The organism is Nonomuraea sp. NPDC049758 (assembly GCF_040674635.1).
In the GTDB taxonomy this organism is placed as follows: Bacteria; Actinomycetota; Actinomycetes; order Streptosporangiales; family Streptosporangiaceae; genus Nonomuraea.
This window is the reverse complement of the sequence record NZ_JBFAMZ010000022.1, coordinates 42,954-61,680: the sequence shown is the minus strand read 5'-3', so window position 1 is coordinate 61,680 and position 18,727 is coordinate 42,954. Positions and strand designations below refer to the sequence as shown.

The window sequence follows — 18,727 nt, the reverse complement described above, 5'->3', positions numbered from 1 at the left end:
GACGGTAGCCCGCCCGATGCCCGCCGCCTACCCCGAATTCTCCCTGACAGGGCCAGGTCAGGGATGTTGCGAGGACACCGAGACGGTCTCGCCCGTCATGTACGAGGAGTAGTCGCTGGCCAGGAAGACGATCACGTTGGCCACCTCCCACGGCTCGGCCGACCGCCCGAACGCCTCCTTGGCGGCCAGCTCCGCCAGCAGCTCCTCGCTCGTCACCTTCGCCAGGAAGGGGTGCACGGCCAGTGACGGCGCCACCGCGTTCACCCGGACGCCGTGCTCGGCGACCTCCAGTGCGACGCACCTCGTCAGCGCCATCACCCCGGCCTTGGCCGCCGCGTAGTGCGCCTGCCCGCGCTGCGCCCGCCAGCCGACCACCGAGGCGTTGTTCACGATCACGCCGGAGCCCTGGCCGATCATGTGCCGGACCGCCGCCCTGGTGCAGCGCATGGTGCCGTTGAGGGTGACGTCGAGCACCGCGTGCCACTGCTCGTCGGTCATCTCGGCCAGCGGGGCCGTACCGCCGAGGCCGGCGTTGTTGATCACCACGTCGAGCCGGCCGTGCGCCTCCACCACCGCGTCGAACAGCGCCAGCACCTGTGGCTCCGACGTCACGTCGCACGGGACCGCCAGCGGCTTGACGCCGGTCAGCTCGGTCAGCGCCTCGGCGGCGGCGGCCAGGCGGCGCTCGTGCCGGTCGGACAGGACGATCGTGGCCCCCTCCTCGGCGCAGCGCCTGGCGGTGGCGTAGCCGATGCCCGCGCCCGCGGCGGCGGTCACCAGCGTGACCTTGCCGTCGAGCAGACCGTGCGACTTCGGATAGGGCGGTGCCATCCGTGCTCCAATCAGCGGGGGAGTCCAAGAGTGCGCTCGGCGATGATGTTCCGCTGGATCTCACTCGACCCGGCATAGATCGTGTCCGCCCGGCTGAACAAATACAAGCGTTGCAGGTCGTTCAGGCCGTCCGCCGCCACGAGCCCGGCCTTCCCCTGCACCTCCTGCGCCAGCTCGCCCAGCCGTCGATGCCACTCCGACCAGTAGAGCTTGGCGATCGACGCCTCCGGGCCCGGGTCCGGGCCCAGCATCCGCAGGGCGTTCAGCCGCATGATCTCCAGCTCCAGCCACGACCGGACGAGCCGGTCGCGCAGCACCGGGTCCTCGGCCGCCCCGGTCCGGCGGGCGGTCGCGATCACCTCGGCCAGCTCCCGCCGGAACCCGATCTGCTGCCCCAGCGTGGACGCGCCGCGCTCGTGGCCCAGCGTGGCCATGGCCACCCGCCAGCCCTCGCCCGGCGCCCCGAGCAGGTTCCCCGCCGCCGTGCGCGCGCCGTCGAAGAACACCTCGTTGAACTCGGAGGTGCCGGTGAGCTGCCTGATCGGGCGTACGGTGACGCCCGGCCCGCCCATCGGCACCAGCAGGTACGACAGCCCGCGATGCCGCTGCGAGCCCTCCTCGGTACGGCACAGGACGAAGCACCAGTCGGCGACGTGGGCCAGCGACGTCCACACCTTCTGCCCGGTGATCACCCACTCGTCGCCTTCGAGTCGCGCCCTGGTCCGGACGTTCGCCAGGTCGGATCCGGCCTCGGGCTCGGAATAGCCCTGGCACCACAGCTCCTCGCCGCGCTGGATCGGCGGGAGGAAGCGGTCTTTCTGCTCGTCGGTGCCGAACTCCAGGATGGTCGGGCCGATCAGCCCCTCGCCGATCAGGCCGACCCGGGCGGGGGCGTCGGCCCTGGCGTACTCCTCGTAGAAGGCGACCTGGTCGTCGAGGGAGGCGGCCCGGCCGCCGTACCGCTCGGGCCAGCTCAGGCAGGTCCAGCCCGCCTGGCCGAGCCGGCGTTCCCAGGCCAGGCGCAGGTCGTGCCCCTCGTGCTCCCTGCCGGGGCCGCCGAGACCGCGGACGTGCGCGAACTCGCCGGACAGGCTCTCCTCCAGCCAGGCGCGGGCCTGCTCACGAAGGCTCAACAAATCCCCCGTAGCCGCCCTGGAAGAAGACCAGGGGGCCGCCGTCGGCGTGCGTGTCGAGCTGCAGCACCCGGGCCACCACGATCATGTGGTCGCCGGCCGGGTGCTCGGCCTCGATCACGCAGTCGAGCCAGGCCAGCGCGCCTTCGAGCACCGGGTTGCCGCCGGGGGAGCCGGTCCAGGCCAGGCCGGCGAACTTGTCGCCGCCCTTGGCCGCCATCTGCGCGCAGACCGGCTGCTGGTGCTCGGCCAGCACGTTCACGGTGACGACCTTCGCACCGCGCACCCGGGGCCAGCTCGTGCTGGTGTGGGCCACGCAGAAGGCGACCAGCGGCGGGTCGAGCGAGACGGAGGTGAAGGAGTTGGCCGCCAGGCCGCACGGCTGGTCGTTCGCCGGGTCGAGGGCGGTGATCGCCACCACGCCGGTCGCGAACCTGCCGAGGACCTGACGGAACCGGCGGCCGTCGATGTGGCCGTTCCCGTTGTGCTGTGAAGGGCCGGGCGGCATGGCGGCTCCGTTACGAGTCCTGCTGCGCTGGTAGGGCGTCGGAAGGCCGCGACAGCCGTCCGGCGCGATGAGCCGGGCAGCGTGTGTGCTCATGGGTCCGCCTCCTCGTCACCGACTGCGCCCATCATACATACCAAGCGCTTGCTTGGACACTAGGCTCGTTCCGGAGACCCTGTCAACCCGCCCGGAGTCCGCCGCGGCTGCCGCTCGCCGTCCGGTGGCCGGGTCGCCGGTTGACATGGCGAAAAGGGACGGCATAGCGTGATCTCTGTGCCCAAGCGCTTGCTTGATTTCCGGGATGTGACCGCCATAGCGGGGATCGGCTACACCCCCTTCACCAAGAACTCGGGCGTCAGCACCCTCACCCTGGCCTGCCGTGCCGTCCTTGCCGCCCTCGACGACGCCGGCCTGCCCCCGGACGCCGTGGACGGCCTGGCCACCCACCGCGTCGGCGACTCGGCCCCGCCGTCCCTGGTGGCCCCCGCCCTCGGCCTGCCCGACCTCGCCTGGCACCTCGACCAGTTCGGTGGCGGCAGCGTCTCGCACGCCGTCGTCGGCCAGGCCGCCCTGGCCGTGGCCACCGGGATGGCCGAGACCGTCGTCTGCTACCGCGCGATCAACGCCCGTTCCGAGTTCCGCATGGGCGGCACCGGGCGCGGCGTGCCGGTCAGCCCCGAGGTCCAGTACCAGGCCCCCTACGGCTACTTCGCCCCGCCGCAGCAGTACGCCATGTACGCCCGCGCCCACATGCTCCGGTACGGCACCAGGCCCGAGCACTTCGGCCGCGTCGCCGTCACCCAGCGCGCCAACGCGGTCAAGAACCCGCGGGCCCTCATGCGCACCCCGATCACGCTGGAGGACTACCTGGCCAGCAGGTGGATCGCCGAGCCGTTCCGCCTCCTGGACTGCTGCCTGGAGACCGACGGCGCCTGCGCCCTCGTCCTCACCACCGCGGAACGCGCCCGCGACCTGCGCCGCCGCCCCGTCCTGATCTCGGCGGCGGCCTGGGGCGGCGGCACGTCCCACCTGTCGGGCACGGGCCCGGCCGATCCCACGGTGACCGCGGCCGCGGCCCTGGCCCCGCGCCTGTACGCGCAGGCCGGCCTCGGCCCCGGCGACGTGGACGTGGCCGAGATCTACGACTGCTTCACGTACTCGGTGATCGTGCAGCTGGAGGACTACGGCTTCTGCGCCAAGGGCGAGGGCGGCCCGTACGTGGAGTCGGGCGCCACGGCCCCGGACGGCGAGCTGCCCGTGAACACCCACGGCGGTTTCCTGTCGGAGGGGTACGTGCACGGCGTCAACCACGTCGCCGAGGCGGTCGCCCAGCTCCGGGGCGAGGCCGGCGACCGCCAGGTGCCCGGCGCCGAGGTGGCGCTCTCGACGGCCCAGCCCGGCTACCTCCTGCCTGCCACCTCCGCGCTGATCCTCAGGAGGTCGTGACCCATGACCCACGGTCCCCGTCCCGAGCCCGACCGCGACTCCGCCGAGTGGTGGGAGCGCCTGGCGCGGGAGGGGTTCGCGGTGCAGCGCTGCGACGGCTGCGGCACCGCGCGCTTCCCGGCGCGGGCCTTCTGCCCGTCCTGCCGGGGCGAGGCGTGGCGGTGGCTCCCGGTGCCGGCCGAGGGCGTGGTCGAGAGCTGGATCGTCAACCGCCGGGCCTTCCTGCCGGGCTCGGGGGAGCCGTACGTCGTGGTGATGGTCCGGCTGGACGCCGTCCCCGGCTGCCTGGTGCACGGGAACTGGCGTGGCGCCGCGCCCGAGCCGCTGCCCGGCCAGCGCGTACGAGGGGTGCGCACGCGCGTCGACGACCGGCTGACCCTGCTCGACTGGGAGCCCCTGGACGGGGACGCGGATGCCCATTCGCCCGAGCGCACATCCTCCCGCTGATCGGTCCAGATCCGGACATTCGATTCGTACCGGATATTCCCACCAGTCCCACCATTGCGAAGGTGCCTGCAGGTTGGCCCGTGAGGGTTGATGATGAAGCTGAGGCGTCAACCATGGAGGCGACCCGGACGTGGCGGCGTACGTGTGCGGAAGCGACTCGGCGACAGACGTGACACCGAGGTCACGACCGCTGACTCCTGCCGCCGGCCCGGGCCTGGCTCGGACGGCGCGCAGCCCTCCGGGCACGGGGGCGGTACGGCGGCGCGAAGAGGGTCCCTCGGAGGAAGGCGCGTCCTGGCGGGCGTGGGGGACCCGCCAGGACGCGCTTCCTGCCCCGTGCGCGGCGACGCCAGGACTCCGGCGAGGGATGGAGTCCTAGGCCGCGAGTTCGCGCACGGAGTCGGTGGGGGTGTGCGAAGGCACGTGCCGCCGGTGACGAACGGTGCTGCGTCGAGCCGCACCGACAGGGTCATCGATGGGGTGCGTGACGGGGGCGCCACCCTCCTCGTTCCAGACAAAGGATCCGTCTATGCACCACACGGTCAGTTCGGTCGACACCGAGAGCACGGACATCGCCTTTTCCTTGCTCTGGTGCTTGTGGGAGAACCCGTCGCGCCGCAACGCGTAACGCAGTAAACGAGTTGCTTCGCGGGGGTCCTGCCAGGGCAGGAACGGCGTGTCCGAGTGAACCGGCAACACTTGGCCTCCACCCCCTCACCGGCCTTTAGATGGATTTGTACCAACGAATGGATGATGGGCCGGTCGAGGGGCTTCGGTCAAGGGGTTGTGGCCTGCTAGAACCAGATCGTCTAAATTGTTGGAACAAAAGGGGTGAAAGTGGCAAGGTCGGTGCTGTATCAGCAGGTGGCGGCGGAATTGCGTCGAGCCATCTACTCGGGTGTCCTCGGCCCCGGGGCGCAGCTGCCGACCGAGGCACAGCTCATGGAAGACCACGGGGTGAGCAGGAACACCGTCAGGCTGGCTCTCGGGGAGCTCGTCAACGAGGGGCTGGTCACGCGCACGCCGAGGCGCGGCACGGTGGTCCGCGACCGCAGGCCGCTGCTCATCTACCCGCAGCGCGAGCTGGAGCCGCAGCCCACCGGAGAACTGAAGGAGGCCTTCGCCTACGCCGTTGCGCAGGAAGGCCGGGCCCCGAGCCAGTACATTGAAGTGCTGACGGTTTCTCCCGTCGAGGAGATCGCCAGCAGGCTGGAACTGGCCGACGGAGAGCTGGCGGTCGTGCGTCGCCGCCTGCGGTTCGTCGACGGCCAGCCGTACAACACCAACGACTCCTACTTCCCCCGTGATCTGGTCGCCGACTCCGAGATCGCCAGGCCCGGAGACATCGCGCGCGGGGCGAACAGGGTTCTGGAAGAACTCGGGCACGCGCAGATACGCGTCGTCGACGACATCTGGGCCCGTATGCCCAACCAGGAGGAGGCCGAGCGCCTCCAACTCGAACTCGGCACGCCAGTCATGGTCTACGTCCGAGTCGGATACGACGGGGCCGACATGCCAGTGCGTGTCGCTGTGTCGGTGCTGCCCGCCGACAAACATCTGATCAGATACGAGCTCGATCGTCGCCGCTGACGGGCTCGGTTGAAGGGGTGATCCCGCCGGCCGGGCGCAGCGAGAAAGCCGCCTCGCTGGCCTAGGGGAGTCGTGCATACTCCCCTAAATCGCCATTTATCCATATATATCGGGTTGAGGACCCATATCGCCCCTGCGCGACATTGCGTCATCACGCTCTGTGTCGGCATGGGCACCCAACGCATCGAAGGGCTGTATTATGCACACAAACACCCTCCTTCACCCGCTCGCACTCCGGCGCGCGGAGCCCGCGGACCTTCCCGGCGTGCTCAGGCTTCTCGCGGACACCGCCGAGTGGCTGCACACCCAGGGAGTGCGGCAGTGGCCGCGGCAGGGATTCGGCCCCGAGCGGATCGAGCCGCTCATCGAGGAGCGGGTCCTGTACCTGCTCGACGACGAGCTGCGCTATCTCGACCCCGACGTCCAGGCCCCGCCCGTGGCGACCATCGCCCTCGACGGCAACGCCGACCCGGAGTTCTGGACCCCGGCCGACGACCCGGGGGCCGCGCTCTACGTCCACAAGCTGGCCGTGGCCAGGCCGTGGTCCGGCAGCGGCCTCGGTGACGCGCTCCTCGACTGGGCCTGCTCCGCGGCACGTTCCGCCGGGCTGCCCTGGCTCCGGCTCGACTGCGCCAAGGCCAACCCGCGGCTGCAGGAGTACTACCGCATGCGCGGGTTCCGGCACATCCGTACCGTGGACCTGCCGCACCGCTCGTCCGGGGCCCTGTTCCAACGGCCGTCGCGCGACCTGTCCACGACGGCCTTCCGTGACCTGACGGTCGCGGAGCTGATCAGCGCCTAGCGAACCCCTCTGGCCGGACCCGGTCCGGAAGGGGGCCGGGTCCGGCCGGTGGTCGCGCGCCACCTCACCTCAGGCGGCAGGTCACCTCGTCGGCATGTACCGCAGCGGCCCCAATGGGCACGTGCGTTTCCGGCGCAAGTGGACAGAGCGCCATATAACCTCTTTGCCATGACCGGATCCCTCCTTGAGGTGATCGCGCTCAATGTGCGCGACGCCGTGGCCGCCGAGCAGGGCGGCGCCGACCGCCTGGAGGTCGTCGCCGACATGGCGGCCGACGGGCTCACCCCTGCACCGGAGACGGTCGCCGCGATCGCCGCGGAGTGCCCCCTTCCCCAGATGGTGATGCTGCGCTGCGAGGCCAACTTCACCGCCGACCCCGACGTCCTGGATCGGCTGCGCCGCGACGCCAAGGCGCTCGCGCAGGCCGGCGCGGCCGGGTTCGTGTTCGGCTTCCTCGACGACGCGGGCGTGGTCGACCTGGCGGCCACCGAGGCGCTCATCCACGCCGTCTCGCCGCTCCCGTGGACCTTCCACCGCGCGGTCGACCACGCCGCCGACGTGCAGGCGTCCTGGCGGGCCGTGCGGCTGCTGCCCAACCTGGCCACCGTGCTCACCTCCGGCTCGCCCCAGGGCGTCGGCGCGGGGCTGTCCACGCTCAGGTCCAGGGCCGAGGCCGGCGACGGGTCGATCATCCTGGCCGGCGGTGGGCTCAAGCCCGCTCACGTGCCCGACCTGCTGGACTACGGCATCCGCGCCTTCCACGTGGGCTCGGCCGTACGGGCGAGCTGGACGGACCCCGTCGAGTGGCGGCTGGTCCGGCAGTGGCGCTCCCTGGTCGAGCGCGACTGAGCCCCCAGGCCCCCGTGGCGCGGCTCAGGGGAAGAGGGCCGCGTCGGCGCGGCGGAGGGCGGCAGCCAGCGTCCTGACGGTGGCCGGCTCGTCCATGACGCCGCCCCCGGCCGCCCGCCGCTCCTCCCAGGCCCGTACGCGCTCCCGGTAGGAGTCGTAGTGGGCCAGGTGGAAGGCGTAGACGGTGGCGAACCTGCTGACGAGCTGCGCCGGATGCATGTCCCAGCCCTGGTGGAAGCCGTGGGCCAGGGAGTGGCCGACCAGCCGGGCGTGCCTGCCCCACAGGGCGTGGACGTCGTCCGCCCGGTCGGAGGCGGGCCCGGCGGCCAGCGAGCCGTCGGACAGCTCGACGCCCGTGCCCGCGAACGCCGTCTGCATCACGTGCCTGGCGTGGTCGCAGGCCGGATGGTCGAGCCGCTGCTCGTGCGGCGGCAGGCCGATGGCGGCGGTGTAGTCGAACACGCCGAAGTGCGCCGCGGCCAGCCGCCCGCCGAGCGTCCCGGGCAGCTCGGCCCGCAGGAAGGGCAGCGTCTGGGGAGCCTCCACCTGCATCTCGAAGCGCAGCCCGGACAGGCCGAGCCGCGCCTCCAGCCGTTCCAGCACGCCCGCGAACTGCCCGAGGTACGCCTCCATCAGCACCTTGGGGAACGTCACCGTGAACCCCGCCGGAAGCTCGCCCGCCCGCTCCAGCACCCCGGCCAGGAAGCCGCCGAGCGTGCGCACCGACCTCGCCGGGTCGCCGTCGGCGAACGACTTCACCCGCAGCCCCCACCGCCGCGGCAGGGTCCCGGCGGCGTGCAGGTGGGCCACGGCCCGCGCGGCCTGTTCGGCGTGCCCGTCCTCCTCCTCGTGCGGGCGCACGCCGTAGCCGTCCTCGAAGTCGATCCGCAGGTCCTCGACCGGCTCGCGGGCCAGCTTGCCGAGCACCCGGTCGCGCACGTCGGGCGCGAACGCCTCCAGATGCGCCTCGGCCAGCGACAGCGCCCGCCCTCCCCACTCGGCGACGGTCGAGGCGGAGAAGCGGTCGGCCGGCACGTAGACGGTGTGGACCGGCTGCCAGCCCGGCTCGGCCATGGGGTAGCGGGCCTGCTGCGCCGCGTGGACCTCGGCGAAGCCGGGCACGGGCTCGTCGTGCACGTACGGGCTCATTCCAGGTGGGCGCAGGCGCGGAGCATGGTGTCGACGCCGACCAGCTTGACGCGTTCGCCCCGGCCGAGCGAGCTGGCCAGCTCCCCCTCGGCCCGTTCGATGGCCAGCCAGTCGTCGTAGGTCACCGGCCGCACGCCCCGCTCGGCCAGCAGCGACTCGACCGTCGGCCGCGACACCGGCGCGCCGCCCTCCAGGTCGGCCAGCAGCGTGCGGACCGTCTCGGCGGCGTCGGACTTGTTGGTGCCGATGACGCCGGTCGGCCCGCGTTTGAGCCAGCCCGCCACGTACTCGCGCGGACGCACCCGGCCAGCCTCGTTGGGCACGGTCATGGTCCGCTCGGAGAACGGCACGCCGGGCAGCGGGACGCTCTGGTAGCCGACCGAGCGCAGCACCATGCCGACGGGCAGCGTCTCGTACTCGCCGGTGCCGACGACGCGGCCCTCCTCCGACAGGCGGGTGCGTTCGAGCCGGAGCCCCTCGACCCGGTCGGCGCCCAGGATCTCCACCGGCCGCAGCCAGAAGCGCACGTCGAGGCGGCGCGGCCGGCCCACGGGCTCGCGGCCGGCCCACGACTGCAGGACCTTGATGTTGCCCTGGACCTGGCGCGGGAAGTCGGCGCCGAGTACGGCCGCCTCGTCGGGGCGCACGCAGACGTCGGCGTTGGCCAGCTCGCCGAGCTCGCGCAGCTCCTTCAGGGTGAACTTGGCGTGCTCGGGCCCGCGCCTGCCGACCATGTGGATCGCCTTGACCTGGCTCTGGCTCAGCCGGTCGAGGACGTCGTGGGGCACGTCGGTGTGCCGCAGCTCCTCGGCGGTCTTGGCCAGCACGCGGACGACGTCGACGGCCACGTTGCCGACCCCGATCACCGCGACCTCGGAGCTGTCCAGCGTGAAGCGGCCGGGATCGACGTCGGGGTGGCCGCAGTACCAGTTGACGAAGTCGGTGGCCGCCACGCTGCCCGGCAGGTCCTCGCCGGGGATGCCGAGCCGCCGGTCGACCATCGCGCCCGTGCAGTAGACGACCGCGTCGTAGACGCGAAGCAGGTCCGCGACGGAGACGTGGCCGCCCAGCGTGACGCCGCCGAGGAAGCGCACCTGGGGCAGTTCGAGGACCCTGCGCAGGTAGTTCGCGATCGACTTGATCGAGGTGTGGTCGGGCGCCACGCCGTACCTGACCAGCCCGTACGGCGTGGGCAGCCGTTCCAGGACGTCGACCAGCACAGGCTCGGCCGACTGCTTGACCAGCGCCTCGGCCGTGTAGATCCCGGCCGGGCCCGACCCGATGACCGCCACGTGCAACGCCACGCTGCCTCCTCATGCCGGTGAAGGTGCGACGCGGAGGACGCGTCCCTAGAGGTGCAACCGGCCCGTGTGCTCGATGTATCCCCGGTCGCCCGCAGGTGAACCCGTCTCCCGTGAATACCCGTCCAACCGGATTCTCGCTCACGGGGCCCCTCATGGCAGCCCCTGAAACGCCGCTATCCGGGGACGGCCCGCGAGCGCAGGGCGAGCTTGTCGACCTTGCCGTTGACGTTGACGGGCAGCGCGTCCACCACCTCGACGCGCTTGGGCACCTTGTAGTTGGACATGTTGGCCTTCGCCCAGGCCAGCAGCGCGCCGGCGGTGACGCGGGCGTCCGGCCGGGGCACCACGTAGGCCACGCCGGCCTCGCCGGAGACCGGGTCGGGCACGCCGACCACGGCGGCCTGGGCCAGTGAGCCCTCGCGCAGCAGGAGCGACTCGACCTCGGCGGGGGAGACGTTGAACCCGTTGACGATGTAGAGCTCCTTCTTCCTGTCCACGATGGCGAGGTTGCCCGCCTCGTCCAGCACGCCGACGTCGCCGGTGTGCAGCCAGCCGTCGGCGTCGATCACCTCGGCCGTCCTGCCGGGCTCGTCCCAGTAGCCGCGCATGACGCCGTAGCCGCGTTGCAGGATCTCGCCGCGCCGGCCGGGCGCGACCTCCTTGCCGTCGTCGTCCACGATCTTGACCTCGATGCCCGGGACGGCCCTGCCGGTGGTGTTCGCGATCACGTCGATGGGGTCGCCGGCCCGGGTCATGGACACGACCGTGCCCTCCATCAGCCCGTACGCGTTGATCATCCGTTCCAGGCCGACCCGCTCGGCCAGCCGGGTGATCAGCGTGGCGGGCACGGAGGCGGCTCCGCAGATGGCCACCCGCAGGGAGGAGACGTCCCAGTCGGCGCGGTCCAGCTCGTCCAGGATCCGGGCGAACAGGGTGGGCGGCCCGGCCAGGATCGTCACCTTCTCGGAGGAGATCAGCGACATCAGGGCGTCCGGCGAGAACACCGGGATCGGCAACATCGTGGCCCGCCGCAGCACGCACGCGACGAGCCCGGCGTTCAGCCCGAACCCGTGGTTGAACGGCGCGATCACCGGATAGCGGTCGTGCTCGTCCAGCGTGACGATCTCCGCCCAGTCCCAGTAGCCGCGCAGGACCTGGGCGTGGTCGAGCATCACGCCCTTCGGCGTGCCCGTGGTGCCGGACGTGGACATGATCTCGCACAAGTCGCCGGGCCCGACCGCCAGCGCCCGTTCCTCGACCGCCCGTGCGCTCACCCCGCCCGCCTCCAGGTCGCCGGCCGCGCGCACGGCCACCCGGGCGTCCATGGGCGGCAGCAGGCCGGCGAGCGGCGGATCGCCGACGATGACGACCTTCACCCCGGTCCGGCCGATCAGCCCGGCCGCCTCGATGCCCTTGTACCGCGACGACAACGGCACGAGGACGGCCCCCGCGTCCCAGACGCCGAACGCGTGCCGCACCCACGACGCCGAGTTCGGGCCCCAGATCGCCACCCGGTTGCCGGGTTCCACGCCGAGGGCGATCAGCCCGCGGGCCACCTCGGCGGCTCCCGTCCTGAGCTCCGCCATCGTGACGCGCGCGCCGCCCTCGACGACCGCGACGGCGTCCGGATGGCGTGCGGCCTGGTCGCGCAGCATGCGGGGGAGCGTCCCCCAGTCGGGCATCGATGCCATCGGCTACTCCGTCGCGCTAGCTGACGAGGGCCCTGTCCCGGCCGAGATGGTGGCCGCGCCGGTCGTCCACCGTGCCGGGCACGGGGGTCTCCAGGACGTCCTGGGCGATGCGGACGTCGATCGAGATCGGGGTCAGGGCGCGCACGGCCTGCTCGATCCTCGACCGCCACATCGGGTTCCTGACCAGGCTCTCCCGGCCGAACGAGACGGTCAGGGCGGCGGCGTCCAGGGTGCCCTGGCGTTCGACCGACAGCTCCCAGCCGGTCACGCCGTCGATCTTCGACAGCGCCTTCTCGACCCGCGGCAACGCCAGCCACACGCCCCTGACCAGCACGTGGTCGCCGACGGTGTGCGCGGGCGCGGGCACCCCGGAGCCGCCGGTCCTGGCCACCAGGCCGGTCCTGAGCACGGCGTCGCCCAGCGTGGAGTGCCCGGACGGCGTGAGGACCAGCTCGGCGAGCGCGTCCTGCGGGCCGGCCAGGTCGTCCTTGGTCAGCGAGGCGAGGCCCAGCACGTCGTCCGCGAGCGGGGTGAGCGGCGCGTCCTCGGCGGCCCTGAACGCGAGCGCGGCCCCGCCGAACGGGCTGGTCAGCACTTCGGTGACCGCGCAGCCGAACTCGCCGGCCAGATGTCCCATCGTCCGCCTGGAGGCGATCTCGCCGGTCAGGACGATGTGCTCGAGCCCGAGGTCGAGCGGGTCGAGGAGGAACTCCAGGTGCAGGCGGGCCAGCAGGTCCATCGCGCCCGTCGGGGTGCTGACCAGCGTGGTCGCGCCGAGCGCGGTCAGCGCGTGGTGCAGGCGCAGGCGGCCGCGCGGCCCAGCGGCGGCGGCGGCCCGCGCGACCTGCGCGGCGGCGGCGGTCCACAGCGCGCCCGCGGGCTCGGCGAGCGCCACGACGACCCGGTCGCGTCCGCCGACGCCGGCCGCGCGCAGCGCCGCCGCGGTGAGCCCGGTCGCGGCGGCGGCGTCCTCGGGGCCGAGCGGGAACACGCTGGACAGGTCGGGCGCGACGAGCAGCAGCCCTTCGGCGGTGCGTGCGGCCGAGGCGAGGTCGTCGCGGGTCAGCCAGCGGGCGGCGGTCAACGGGCCACCTCGTTCATGAACAGCGTCATCGACTCGCACACCTTCTCGTGGGCCAGCCCGCCGACCTGCGCCTGGATGATCAGGTCCGTGGCCCCGGCCTCGGCGATCCTGGCCAGGGCCTTGCGCGAGCCCTCGACGTCGTCCACCACGACCATGAGGTGCTCGCGCAGGGTGGCCATCGCCTCCTCCGGCGGCATCCCGGCGGCGAGCTGGCCCAGCACGCGGTGGGTGGCGTGCCGGGCGTCGTAGTAGTCGGGCGGGGTGACCAGGTTGACCTGGCGGCGGATGTACCACAGGACGGCGTCGGCGGCGGTGGCGGTGGCCTCGTCCCGGGTGGGCGCGGCGAACCAGGGGATCATCAGCGCCACGCGCCGGGAGGCGGGGTCGAAACCGCTCTCGGCCAGGCACTCCCGATATCTCGCGATGTCGGCGGCGACGTCGTCGATGCCCTTGAGCATCGTCATGCCCAGCAGGTTGTAGCCGTGCCGGGCGGCGGCCAGGTAGCCCTCCAACGAGGTGGAGGCCACCCACACGGGCGGGTGCGGCTCCTGGACCGGACGGGGGTAGACGGCCACGTCGGGGATCTCGAAGAACTCGTTCGACCTGCTGATCGGCTCGCCGTCGGCGCGCCAGATGGCGAGGGTGGCCTCCAGCGAGTCCTCCCAGATCTGCCGCGACTTCTCGAACGGCCGCTGGAAGGCCTGGTACTCCAGGGGAGAGGCGCCGCGTCCGGTGCCGAACTCGACCCGGCCGCCGCTCAGCACGTCGAGGGTGGCGACCCGCTCGGCGGTGCGGATGGGCGACTGGAACGGCAGCAGCACCACGCCGAGCCCGAGGTGGATGCGCTCGGTGCGCTGGGAGATGGCCGCGAGGACCAGGTCGGGGGCGGAGGAGTGGGAGAAGCCCCTGGTGAAGTGGTGCTCGACGAACCAGGCCGTGTCGAACCCCAGCCGATCGCCGAGGACGACCTGCTCGATCACGTTCTGGAACGCCTGTCGTTCGACCCCGCGGGTGCGGCCGCGGACCTCCAGTTCGTACCCCAGGCTGATCCGTAGGGACGTCATCGCGCCTCCGGCGAAAGTAGTGAACCAAGCGCTCGCTTGGTAGAGCGTATCAGGGCCGAACACTTGCGGGAAGGGCGCGCCGCCGATCAGAGTGGTTGCTCGTGAGGCGAAAGCACGCGCTGCGGCGGTCGAAGGACGGCACGTTCCACGACCATGGCGACGACGATCCCTCGCTCCCCGACGCGCGCGGCTACGAGGCTTTCGGCCGGGTCATGGCCGCCCTCGCGACCGAGGCCGACGTCATCGAGTCGTGCCGCGACCTGACGTGGTGGCGCGGCGCCGACCGGAGCTGGCACATCGAGTGGCGCGACGGGCCGTACGCCTCGGAGGTGGCCGCGCTGCTCGCCGGCCAGGTCGGCGACGCCGGCGGCGCGCCGCTCACGGCCGCCGGCCCCGCGGGCGCGGGCTCGGCGGTGCTGGAGGTGCTGGGGGTGCGCTTCGAGCTGCGCGCGATCGACCCCATGGGCCGGGCGCGGGTGCGCGCGCGGCCGGGGTTGTGGCGTCTGGCCGAGGCGCTCGACACCACGCGCCGCACCAACACCCGCCATCCGTGGGAGGAGCTGCTCGGCGGCTGAGCCGCCTCACGCCTCGCCGAAGACGTGCGCGGCCAGGCGGGCGCGGTGCGTCCGCGGCGGGCCCAGGAGCTGGGCGTCGGACGTGGCCCGCTTGAGATACCGGTGCGCCGGATGCTCCCAGGTCACCCCGATCCCGCCGTGCACCTGGATGTTCTCGCCCGCCGCCGTCAGGTAGGCCTCCGCGCAGTACGACCCCGCGACGGCCGCGAAGACCTCCGTCTCTGTTCCCGACGCCGCCTCCGCCGCCGCCCGTGCCGCCGAGCGGGCGGACTCCACCAGCAGCAGGACGTCGGCCAGCTTGTGCTTGATCGCCTGGAAGGAGCCGATCGGCCGGCCGAACTGCCGCCGCGAGCGCGCGTACTCGGTGGCCATCTCCAGGCAGCGCGCCGCGCCGCCGGTCTGCTCGGCCGCCAGGGCCGCGATCCCGAGGTCGCGCACGCGGGCCCACGACGTGCCCGGGCCCAGCCTTCGTACGGGTGCGCGGTCGAAGGTCAGGGAGACCAGGGGGCGGGTCTCGTCCATGGTCGGGTACGCCGTCCGCCGCGTCGGCTCGGCCTCGACCAGGTGCCCGCCGGCGTAGACGAGCACGATCTCGCCGTCCAGCGCGTACGGCGCCGAGCCCGAGAGCCGGTCGTCCGCCAGTGCCAGGTCTCCGTCGTCCGGCAGCACGACGGTCGCCGTCGCCCCCGAGGCCAGCTCCGGCAGCAGCCGGGCCCGCGCGTCCTCGTCCCCGTCGGCCATGAGCGCCCCGACGGCCAGCACGGCCGACTGCAGGAACGGGTGGGGTGACAGTGCGCGTCCCAGCTCCTCGGCCACGGCCGCCGCCTCGGCCGGGCCGCAGCCCGCGCCGCCGTACCGCTCGGGCACGAGCAGCCCCGCCGCGCCCACGTCCCGCGCGAACGCCTGCCACGTCGCGTCCGGCCGGTCGGCGAGGTAGGCGCGGACGACGGCGCCGAGCTCATCGGAGAGGGTCACCCGAGCATGGTAAACCAAGCGATTGCTTGCCTTAGATACGGATGACCGAAATTTGCCTTTTTTGGATGGATACATAATCTGGATGCGGTCATCCCTAGACATTTCCGGGGGAGGGATTGACCAGGGAATGAAGATGAACCACACCGCGATCGAGTACGCCGACTTCGCCGAATGCGACCGGCGTCTGCGCCGCATGGAACGCCATGTGCTGGCGGCCTTCCTGGCAGGACTGGCCGTCGGCCTCATCGGCATGTTCACCGCCGGCAAGGGCCCGGAATGGTTCGGCCAGCTCTACGACCCGTACGCCTACCTGGCCCTCGCGATGGTCGTGGGCGCCACCGCGTCGGGGTTCGGCTGGGCGTTGCTGACGACGTTCCTCGCGGCCGTGTCCACCGTGGTCGCGGCCATGGGCGCGGGCGCGCTGCGCGGTGTGGACGGCTTCGACGTCATCGGCGGCGGCGTCGCCGGGCTGAACTGGACGGTCGGCCTGCTCGTCGGCCTCGGCCTGCTCGCCTACGTCACCCGCAGGCGGGACCGCTGGGGCGACCTGGCCGCGGGCGCGATCGGCGCGCTGCTGATCGCCGACGTCGTCGACCGGGCGACCCCCGGCTTCATCGACAGCGAGCAGTCGTTCTGGCCCGGACCCGCCACGGTGGTCGCGCTGCTGGCCGTGGCCCTGGTCGTGGTGCTGCGCAGGAACCGGCGGGCCCGCGTGCGCGCCCTGGCGGTCTCGGCCGTCTTCGCCGGACTGTTCACCGTCGCCTTGGGCGTCTTCGTGGGCGGCTGGCTGCCCCTCTCGGCCTGAGCGGGCGTACCGGCCCCTCTCGGCCTGCGTGCCGGCCGAGAACCCGGCGATCCGGGCCGATCAGGACCCGCGCCCGATTAACGCCGCGCGGCGCGGCCCCCCGAGTCGATAGCCTGTAATCCTTCAGATCCAGGCCCGAGCAAGGAGTAGCCGTGTTGCTGCGCATGTCGTCGTTGTTTCTTCGCACCCTGCGGGACGACCCGGCAGACGCGGAAGTGCCGAGCCACAAGCTCCTCGTCCGCGCCGGCTACGTCCGCCGCGTGGCCCCCGGCATCTACTCGTGGCTGCCCCTCGGCAAGCTGGTGCTGGAGAACGTCGCCAGGATCGTCCGCGAGGAGATGAACCGGATGGGCGGCCAGGAGGTGCTCTTCCCCGCCCTGCTGCCCCGCGAGTACTACGAGGCCACCGGCCGCTGGACCGAATACGGCGACACCCTGTTCCGGCTCCAGGACCGCAAGGGCGCCGACTACCTCCTCGGCCCCACCCACGAGGAGCTCTTCACCGACATGGTCAAGGGCGAATACTCCTCGTACAAGGACTACCCGGTCACGCTCTACCAGATCCAGACCAAATACCGCGACGAAGCCAGGCCCAGGGCCGGCATCCTGCGCGGCCGCGAGTTCCTCATGAAGGACTCCTACTCCTTCGACCTCGACGACGACGGCCTCAAGCGCTCCTACGAGCAGCACCGCGAGACCTACATCCGCACGTTCGAGCGGCTCGGCATCGAGTACAAGATCGTGTTCGCCACCTCGGGCGCGATGGGCGGCTCGGCCTCCGAGGAGTTCCTGGCGCCGACCCCCACCGGCGAGGACACGTTCGTGGCCTGCCACTCCTGCGGCTACGCGGCCAACGCCGAGGCCGTCACCACCACCGCGCCGCCCGCCCGCGACCTCGACGGCGCCGCGCCGATGCGGGTCCTCGACACGCCCGACACCCCGACCATCGAGTCCCTGGTGTCCTACGTCAACGAGCGCCACGGCCTGTCCGTCACCGCCGCCGACACGCTGAAGAACGTCGTCGTCAAGGTCATCACCCCCGGCTCCGACAAGGTCGAGACGCTGATCATCGGCGTGCCCGGCGACCGCGAGGTTGACTTCAAGCGCCTGGAGGCCGCGCTCGCGCCCGGCGAGCCCGCCATCTTCGAGGCCGCCGACTTCGCCGCCCACCCCGGGCTCGTCCGCGGCTACATCGGCCCGCAGATCCTGCGCGAGCTCGGCATCCGCTACCTCGTCGACCCCCGCGTCGTCACCGGCAGCTCCTGGGTCACCGGCGCCAACGAGCCCGGCAAGCACGCCGCCGACGTGGTCGCCGGGCGCGACTTCGTCCCCGACGGCACGATCGAGGCCGCCGAGGTGCGCGCCGGCGACCCCTGCCCCCGCTGCGGCTCCCCGCTGTCCATCGACCGCGGCATCGAGATCGGCCACATCTTCCAGCTCGGCCGCAAGTACGCCGACGCCGCCGGCCTCGACGCCCTCGGCCCCGACGGCAAGCCCGTCCGCATCACCATGGGCTCCTACGGCATCGGCGTCTCGCGGGCCGTGGCCGTCATCGTCGAGCAGGCCCACGACCAGCTCGGCCTGGTGTGGCCGCGCGAGGTCGCGCCCGCCGACGTGCACATCGTCGGCACCGGCAAGGAGAACCAGGTCGAGGCCGCCCTGGAGCTGGCTCGCGAGCTGGAGGCGCAGGGGCTGCGGGTGCTCGTCGACGACCGCGCCCAGGTCTCGCCGGGCGTCAAGTTCAAGGACGCCGAGCTGCTGGGCGTGCCCACGATCGTGGTGATCGGGCGCGGGCTGTCGCAGGGCGTCATCGAACTGCGCGACCGGGTGACCGGCGTCAAGGAGGAGATCCCTCTCGCCGAGGCCGCCACCCGCATCCTCGCCGCCTGCCGCTGACCCACCCCCCGCGGGCTGGTCCGTTGTCCCGGCTCCCGTGATGGGGGCCGGGGCCGCTGTCCGGTCCCGTCACGATGGGGGCGGGCCGTCGTGCTGGGCCGGGCGTGGCGTCGTCAGCTGCCGGAGCGGGACGGTGCCGGAGTCGCGGGCGGGGTGCTGCCCGGCATGCCGGGGAAGGCCGCGGGCGGTGCCGGCTGGAAGGCGTAGGCGCGGGTCGCCGACTCCTGCATGGCCAGGGCGGCGTATTTGCGCAGCGCGGGGTCGCCGGCGGCGGCCAGCTCCAGGTAGGCGGCCGTGATGCCGTTCTCCAGCTGCACCGCCAGCCGGGCGGCCTGCGCGGCGCCCGTGGGCACGTACGGCAGCGCGTAGGAGGGCTCCGACTCGTTCGGGCGTCCCCCGCGGCCGATGATCAGATTGCGGAGCTGGTCGCGGTGCGCCCGGTGGGCCTCGTACGCGGCGCCGGTCAGGTCCCGCAGGGAGCCGGTCGTACGCGCCCCCAGGAGCCCGTAGGCGAACACGGCGGCGTGCTCGGCGGCCAGTGCCTTGCGCAGCTTTTCGACGTCGTCCCCGGCCATCACGACG

General features: G+C 72.5%; 19 protein-coding genes. 8 read left to right on the top strand and 11 right to left on the bottom strand.

What is annotated here, in order from left to right:
* Positions 1–57 precede the first annotated feature (57 nt).
* From AB0J46_RS41345 to AB0J46_RS41335, 3 genes are read right to left on the bottom strand one after another with little or no spacing between them, the layout of a single operon-like run.
* The gene (locus AB0J46_RS41345) at positions 58–831 is read right to left on the bottom strand and encodes an SDR family oxidoreductase (protein ID WP_358000672.1); all 774 of its coding nucleotides are present in this window, start codon (positions 829–831) and stop codon (positions 58–60) included.
* Between the two features lie 11 nt (positions 832–842).
* Complete coding sequence (locus AB0J46_RS41340; protein WP_364340328.1) at positions 843–1,964, bottom strand: acyl-CoA dehydrogenase family protein; 1,122 nt, start codon at positions 1,962–1,964, stop codon at positions 843–845.
* A complete protein-coding gene (locus AB0J46_RS41335; protein ID WP_364340515.1) occupies positions 1,951–2,472 on the bottom strand; it encodes a flavin reductase family protein in 522 nt (173 codons plus the stop codon). Before AB0J46_RS41335 ends, AB0J46_RS41340 begins: the two co-directional genes overlap by 14 nt.
* A gap of 282 nt (positions 2,473–2,754) precedes the next feature.
* Here AB0J46_RS41335 and AB0J46_RS41330 point away from each other — a divergent pair, with 282 nt between their 5' ends.
* Together AB0J46_RS41330 and AB0J46_RS41325 are read left to right on the top strand one after the other, a co-directional pair.
* A complete protein-coding gene (locus tag AB0J46_RS41330; protein ID WP_364340513.1) occupies positions 2,755–3,915 on the top strand; it encodes an acetyl-CoA acetyltransferase in 1,161 nt (386 codons plus the stop codon).
* A 3-nt stretch (positions 3,916–3,918) separates the two neighbouring features.
* Positions 3,919–4,362, top strand: a complete 444-nt coding sequence (locus AB0J46_RS41325) for an OB-fold domain-containing protein (RefSeq protein WP_364340326.1) — start codon at positions 3,919–3,921, stop codon at positions 4,360–4,362.
* 375 nt (positions 4,363–4,737) lie between these two features.
* On the opposite strand, the gene AB0J46_RS41320 is transcribed toward AB0J46_RS41325, so the two are convergent.
* Positions 4,738–5,061: a hypothetical protein gene (locus AB0J46_RS41320; RefSeq protein ID WP_358298463.1), complete on the bottom strand. Its 324-nt coding sequence runs from the start codon at positions 5,059–5,061 to the stop codon at positions 4,738–4,740.
* A 138-nt stretch (positions 5,062–5,199) separates the two neighbouring features.
* On the opposite strand from AB0J46_RS41320, the gene AB0J46_RS41315 reads away from it, so the two are divergent.
* The 3 genes from AB0J46_RS41315 (at position 5,200) to AB0J46_RS41305 (ending at position 7,603) form a co-directional block, all read left to right on the top strand.
* Positions 5,200–5,952 carry a GntR family transcriptional regulator gene (locus AB0J46_RS41315; protein WP_352319883.1) on the top strand — a complete coding sequence of 251 codons (753 nt, stop codon included), beginning with the start codon at positions 5,200–5,202 and terminating at the stop codon, positions 5,950–5,952.
* 265 nt (positions 5,953–6,217) lie between these two features.
* Positions 6,218–6,754, top strand: coding sequence for a GNAT family N-acetyltransferase (locus AB0J46_RS41310; RefSeq protein WP_352363152.1), 537 nt, complete (start codon positions 6,218–6,220; stop codon positions 6,752–6,754).
* 168 nt (positions 6,755–6,922) lie between these two features.
* The gene (locus tag AB0J46_RS41305; RefSeq protein ID WP_358298459.1) at positions 6,923–7,603 is read left to right on the top strand and encodes a copper homeostasis protein CutC; all 681 of its coding nucleotides are present in this window, start codon (positions 6,923–6,925) and stop codon (positions 7,601–7,603) included.
* 24 nt (positions 7,604–7,627) lie between these two features.
* Here AB0J46_RS41305 and AB0J46_RS41300 read toward each other — a convergent pair whose 3' ends face one another.
* The 5 genes from AB0J46_RS41300 to AB0J46_RS41280 form a co-directional block, all read right to left on the bottom strand.
* Positions 7,628–8,740, bottom strand: a complete 1,113-nt coding sequence (locus AB0J46_RS41300) for an aldolase (RefSeq protein WP_364340323.1) — start codon at positions 8,738–8,740, stop codon at positions 7,628–7,630.
* A gap of 8 nt (positions 8,741–8,748) precedes the next feature.
* On the bottom strand, positions 8,749–10,056 hold the full coding sequence (locus AB0J46_RS41295; RefSeq protein ID WP_364340321.1) for an FAD-dependent oxidoreductase: 1,308 nt from the start codon (positions 10,054–10,056) through the stop codon (positions 8,749–8,751).
* Between the two features lie 173 nt (positions 10,057–10,229).
* Positions 10,230–11,747: an AMP-binding protein gene (locus tag AB0J46_RS41290; RefSeq protein WP_364340319.1), complete on the bottom strand. Its 1,518-nt coding sequence runs from the start codon at positions 11,745–11,747 to the stop codon at positions 10,230–10,232.
* 16 nt (positions 11,748–11,763) lie between these two features.
* Positions 11,764–12,831, bottom strand: coding sequence for a hypothetical protein (locus AB0J46_RS41285; RefSeq protein WP_364340317.1), 1,068 nt, complete (start codon positions 12,829–12,831; stop codon positions 11,764–11,766).
* Positions 12,828–13,895 (bottom strand): LLM class flavin-dependent oxidoreductase, encoded by a 1,068-nt coding sequence (locus AB0J46_RS41280; protein ID WP_364340315.1) that lies wholly within the window; start codon positions 13,893–13,895, stop codon positions 12,828–12,830. The genes AB0J46_RS41285 and AB0J46_RS41280 overlap by 4 nt, the downstream gene beginning before the upstream one ends.
* A 101-nt stretch (positions 13,896–13,996) precedes the next feature.
* Here AB0J46_RS41280 and AB0J46_RS41275 point away from each other — a divergent pair, with 101 nt between their 5' ends.
* Positions 13,997–14,470 (top strand): hypothetical protein, encoded by a 474-nt coding sequence (locus AB0J46_RS41275; RefSeq protein ID WP_352365354.1) that lies wholly within the window; start codon positions 13,997–13,999, stop codon positions 14,468–14,470.
* Between the two features lie 6 nt (positions 14,471–14,476).
* On the opposite strand, the gene AB0J46_RS41270 is transcribed toward AB0J46_RS41275, so the two are convergent.
* A complete protein-coding gene (locus AB0J46_RS41270) occupies positions 14,477–15,445 on the bottom strand; it encodes an acyl-CoA dehydrogenase family protein (RefSeq protein ID WP_364340313.1) in 969 nt (322 codons plus the stop codon).
* A 133-nt stretch (positions 15,446–15,578) separates the two neighbouring features.
* On the opposite strand from AB0J46_RS41270, the gene AB0J46_RS41265 reads away from it, so the two are divergent.
* Positions 15,579–16,250: a hypothetical protein gene (locus AB0J46_RS41265; protein WP_364340311.1), complete on the top strand. Its 672-nt coding sequence runs from the start codon at positions 15,579–15,581 to the stop codon at positions 16,248–16,250.
* Between the two features lie 152 nt (positions 16,251–16,402).
* A complete protein-coding gene (locus AB0J46_RS41260) occupies positions 16,403–18,145 on the top strand; it encodes a proline--tRNA ligase (RefSeq protein ID WP_364340309.1) in 1,743 nt (580 codons plus the stop codon).
* A gap of 113 nt (positions 18,146–18,258) precedes the next feature.
* Here the strand turns inward: AB0J46_RS41260 and AB0J46_RS41255 are convergent, their stop codons facing one another.
* Positions 18,259–18,720 carry a ferritin-like domain-containing protein gene (locus AB0J46_RS41255; RefSeq protein ID WP_364340511.1) on the bottom strand — a complete coding sequence of 154 codons (462 nt, stop codon included), beginning with the start codon at positions 18,718–18,720 and terminating at the stop codon, positions 18,259–18,261.
* Positions 18,721–18,727: the final 7 nt, after the last annotated feature.

Excerpts from the sequence above, each read along its gene's own strand:
- AB0J46_RS41345 (WP_358000672.1), bottom strand. The coding sequence starts at position 831 with ATGGCACCGCCCTATCCGAAGTCGCACGGTCTGCTCGACGGCAAGGTC.
- AB0J46_RS41335 (WP_364340515.1), bottom strand. The coding sequence starts at position 2,472 with ATGCCGCCCGGCCCTTCACAGCACAACGGGAACGGCCACATCGACGGC.
- AB0J46_RS41325 (WP_364340326.1), top strand. The coding sequence starts at position 3,919 with ATGACCCACGGTCCCCGTCCCGAGCCCGACCGCGACTCCGCCGAGTGG.
- AB0J46_RS41305 (WP_358298459.1), top strand. The coding sequence starts at position 6,923 with ATGACCGGATCCCTCCTTGAGGTGATCGCGCTCAATGTGCGCGACGCC.
- AB0J46_RS41290 (WP_364340319.1), bottom strand. The coding sequence starts at position 11,747 with ATGGCATCGATGCCCGACTGGGGGACGCTCCCCCGCATGCTGCGCGAC.
- AB0J46_RS41280 (WP_364340315.1), bottom strand. The coding sequence starts at position 13,895 with ATGACGTCCCTACGGATCAGCCTGGGGTACGAACTGGAGGTCCGCGGC.
- AB0J46_RS41265 (WP_364340311.1), top strand. The coding sequence starts at position 15,579 with ATGAACCACACCGCGATCGAGTACGCCGACTTCGCCGAATGCGACCGG.
- AB0J46_RS41255 (WP_364340511.1), bottom strand. The coding sequence starts at position 18,720 with ATGGCCGGGGACGACGTCGAAAAGCTGCGCAAGGCACTGGCCGCCGAG.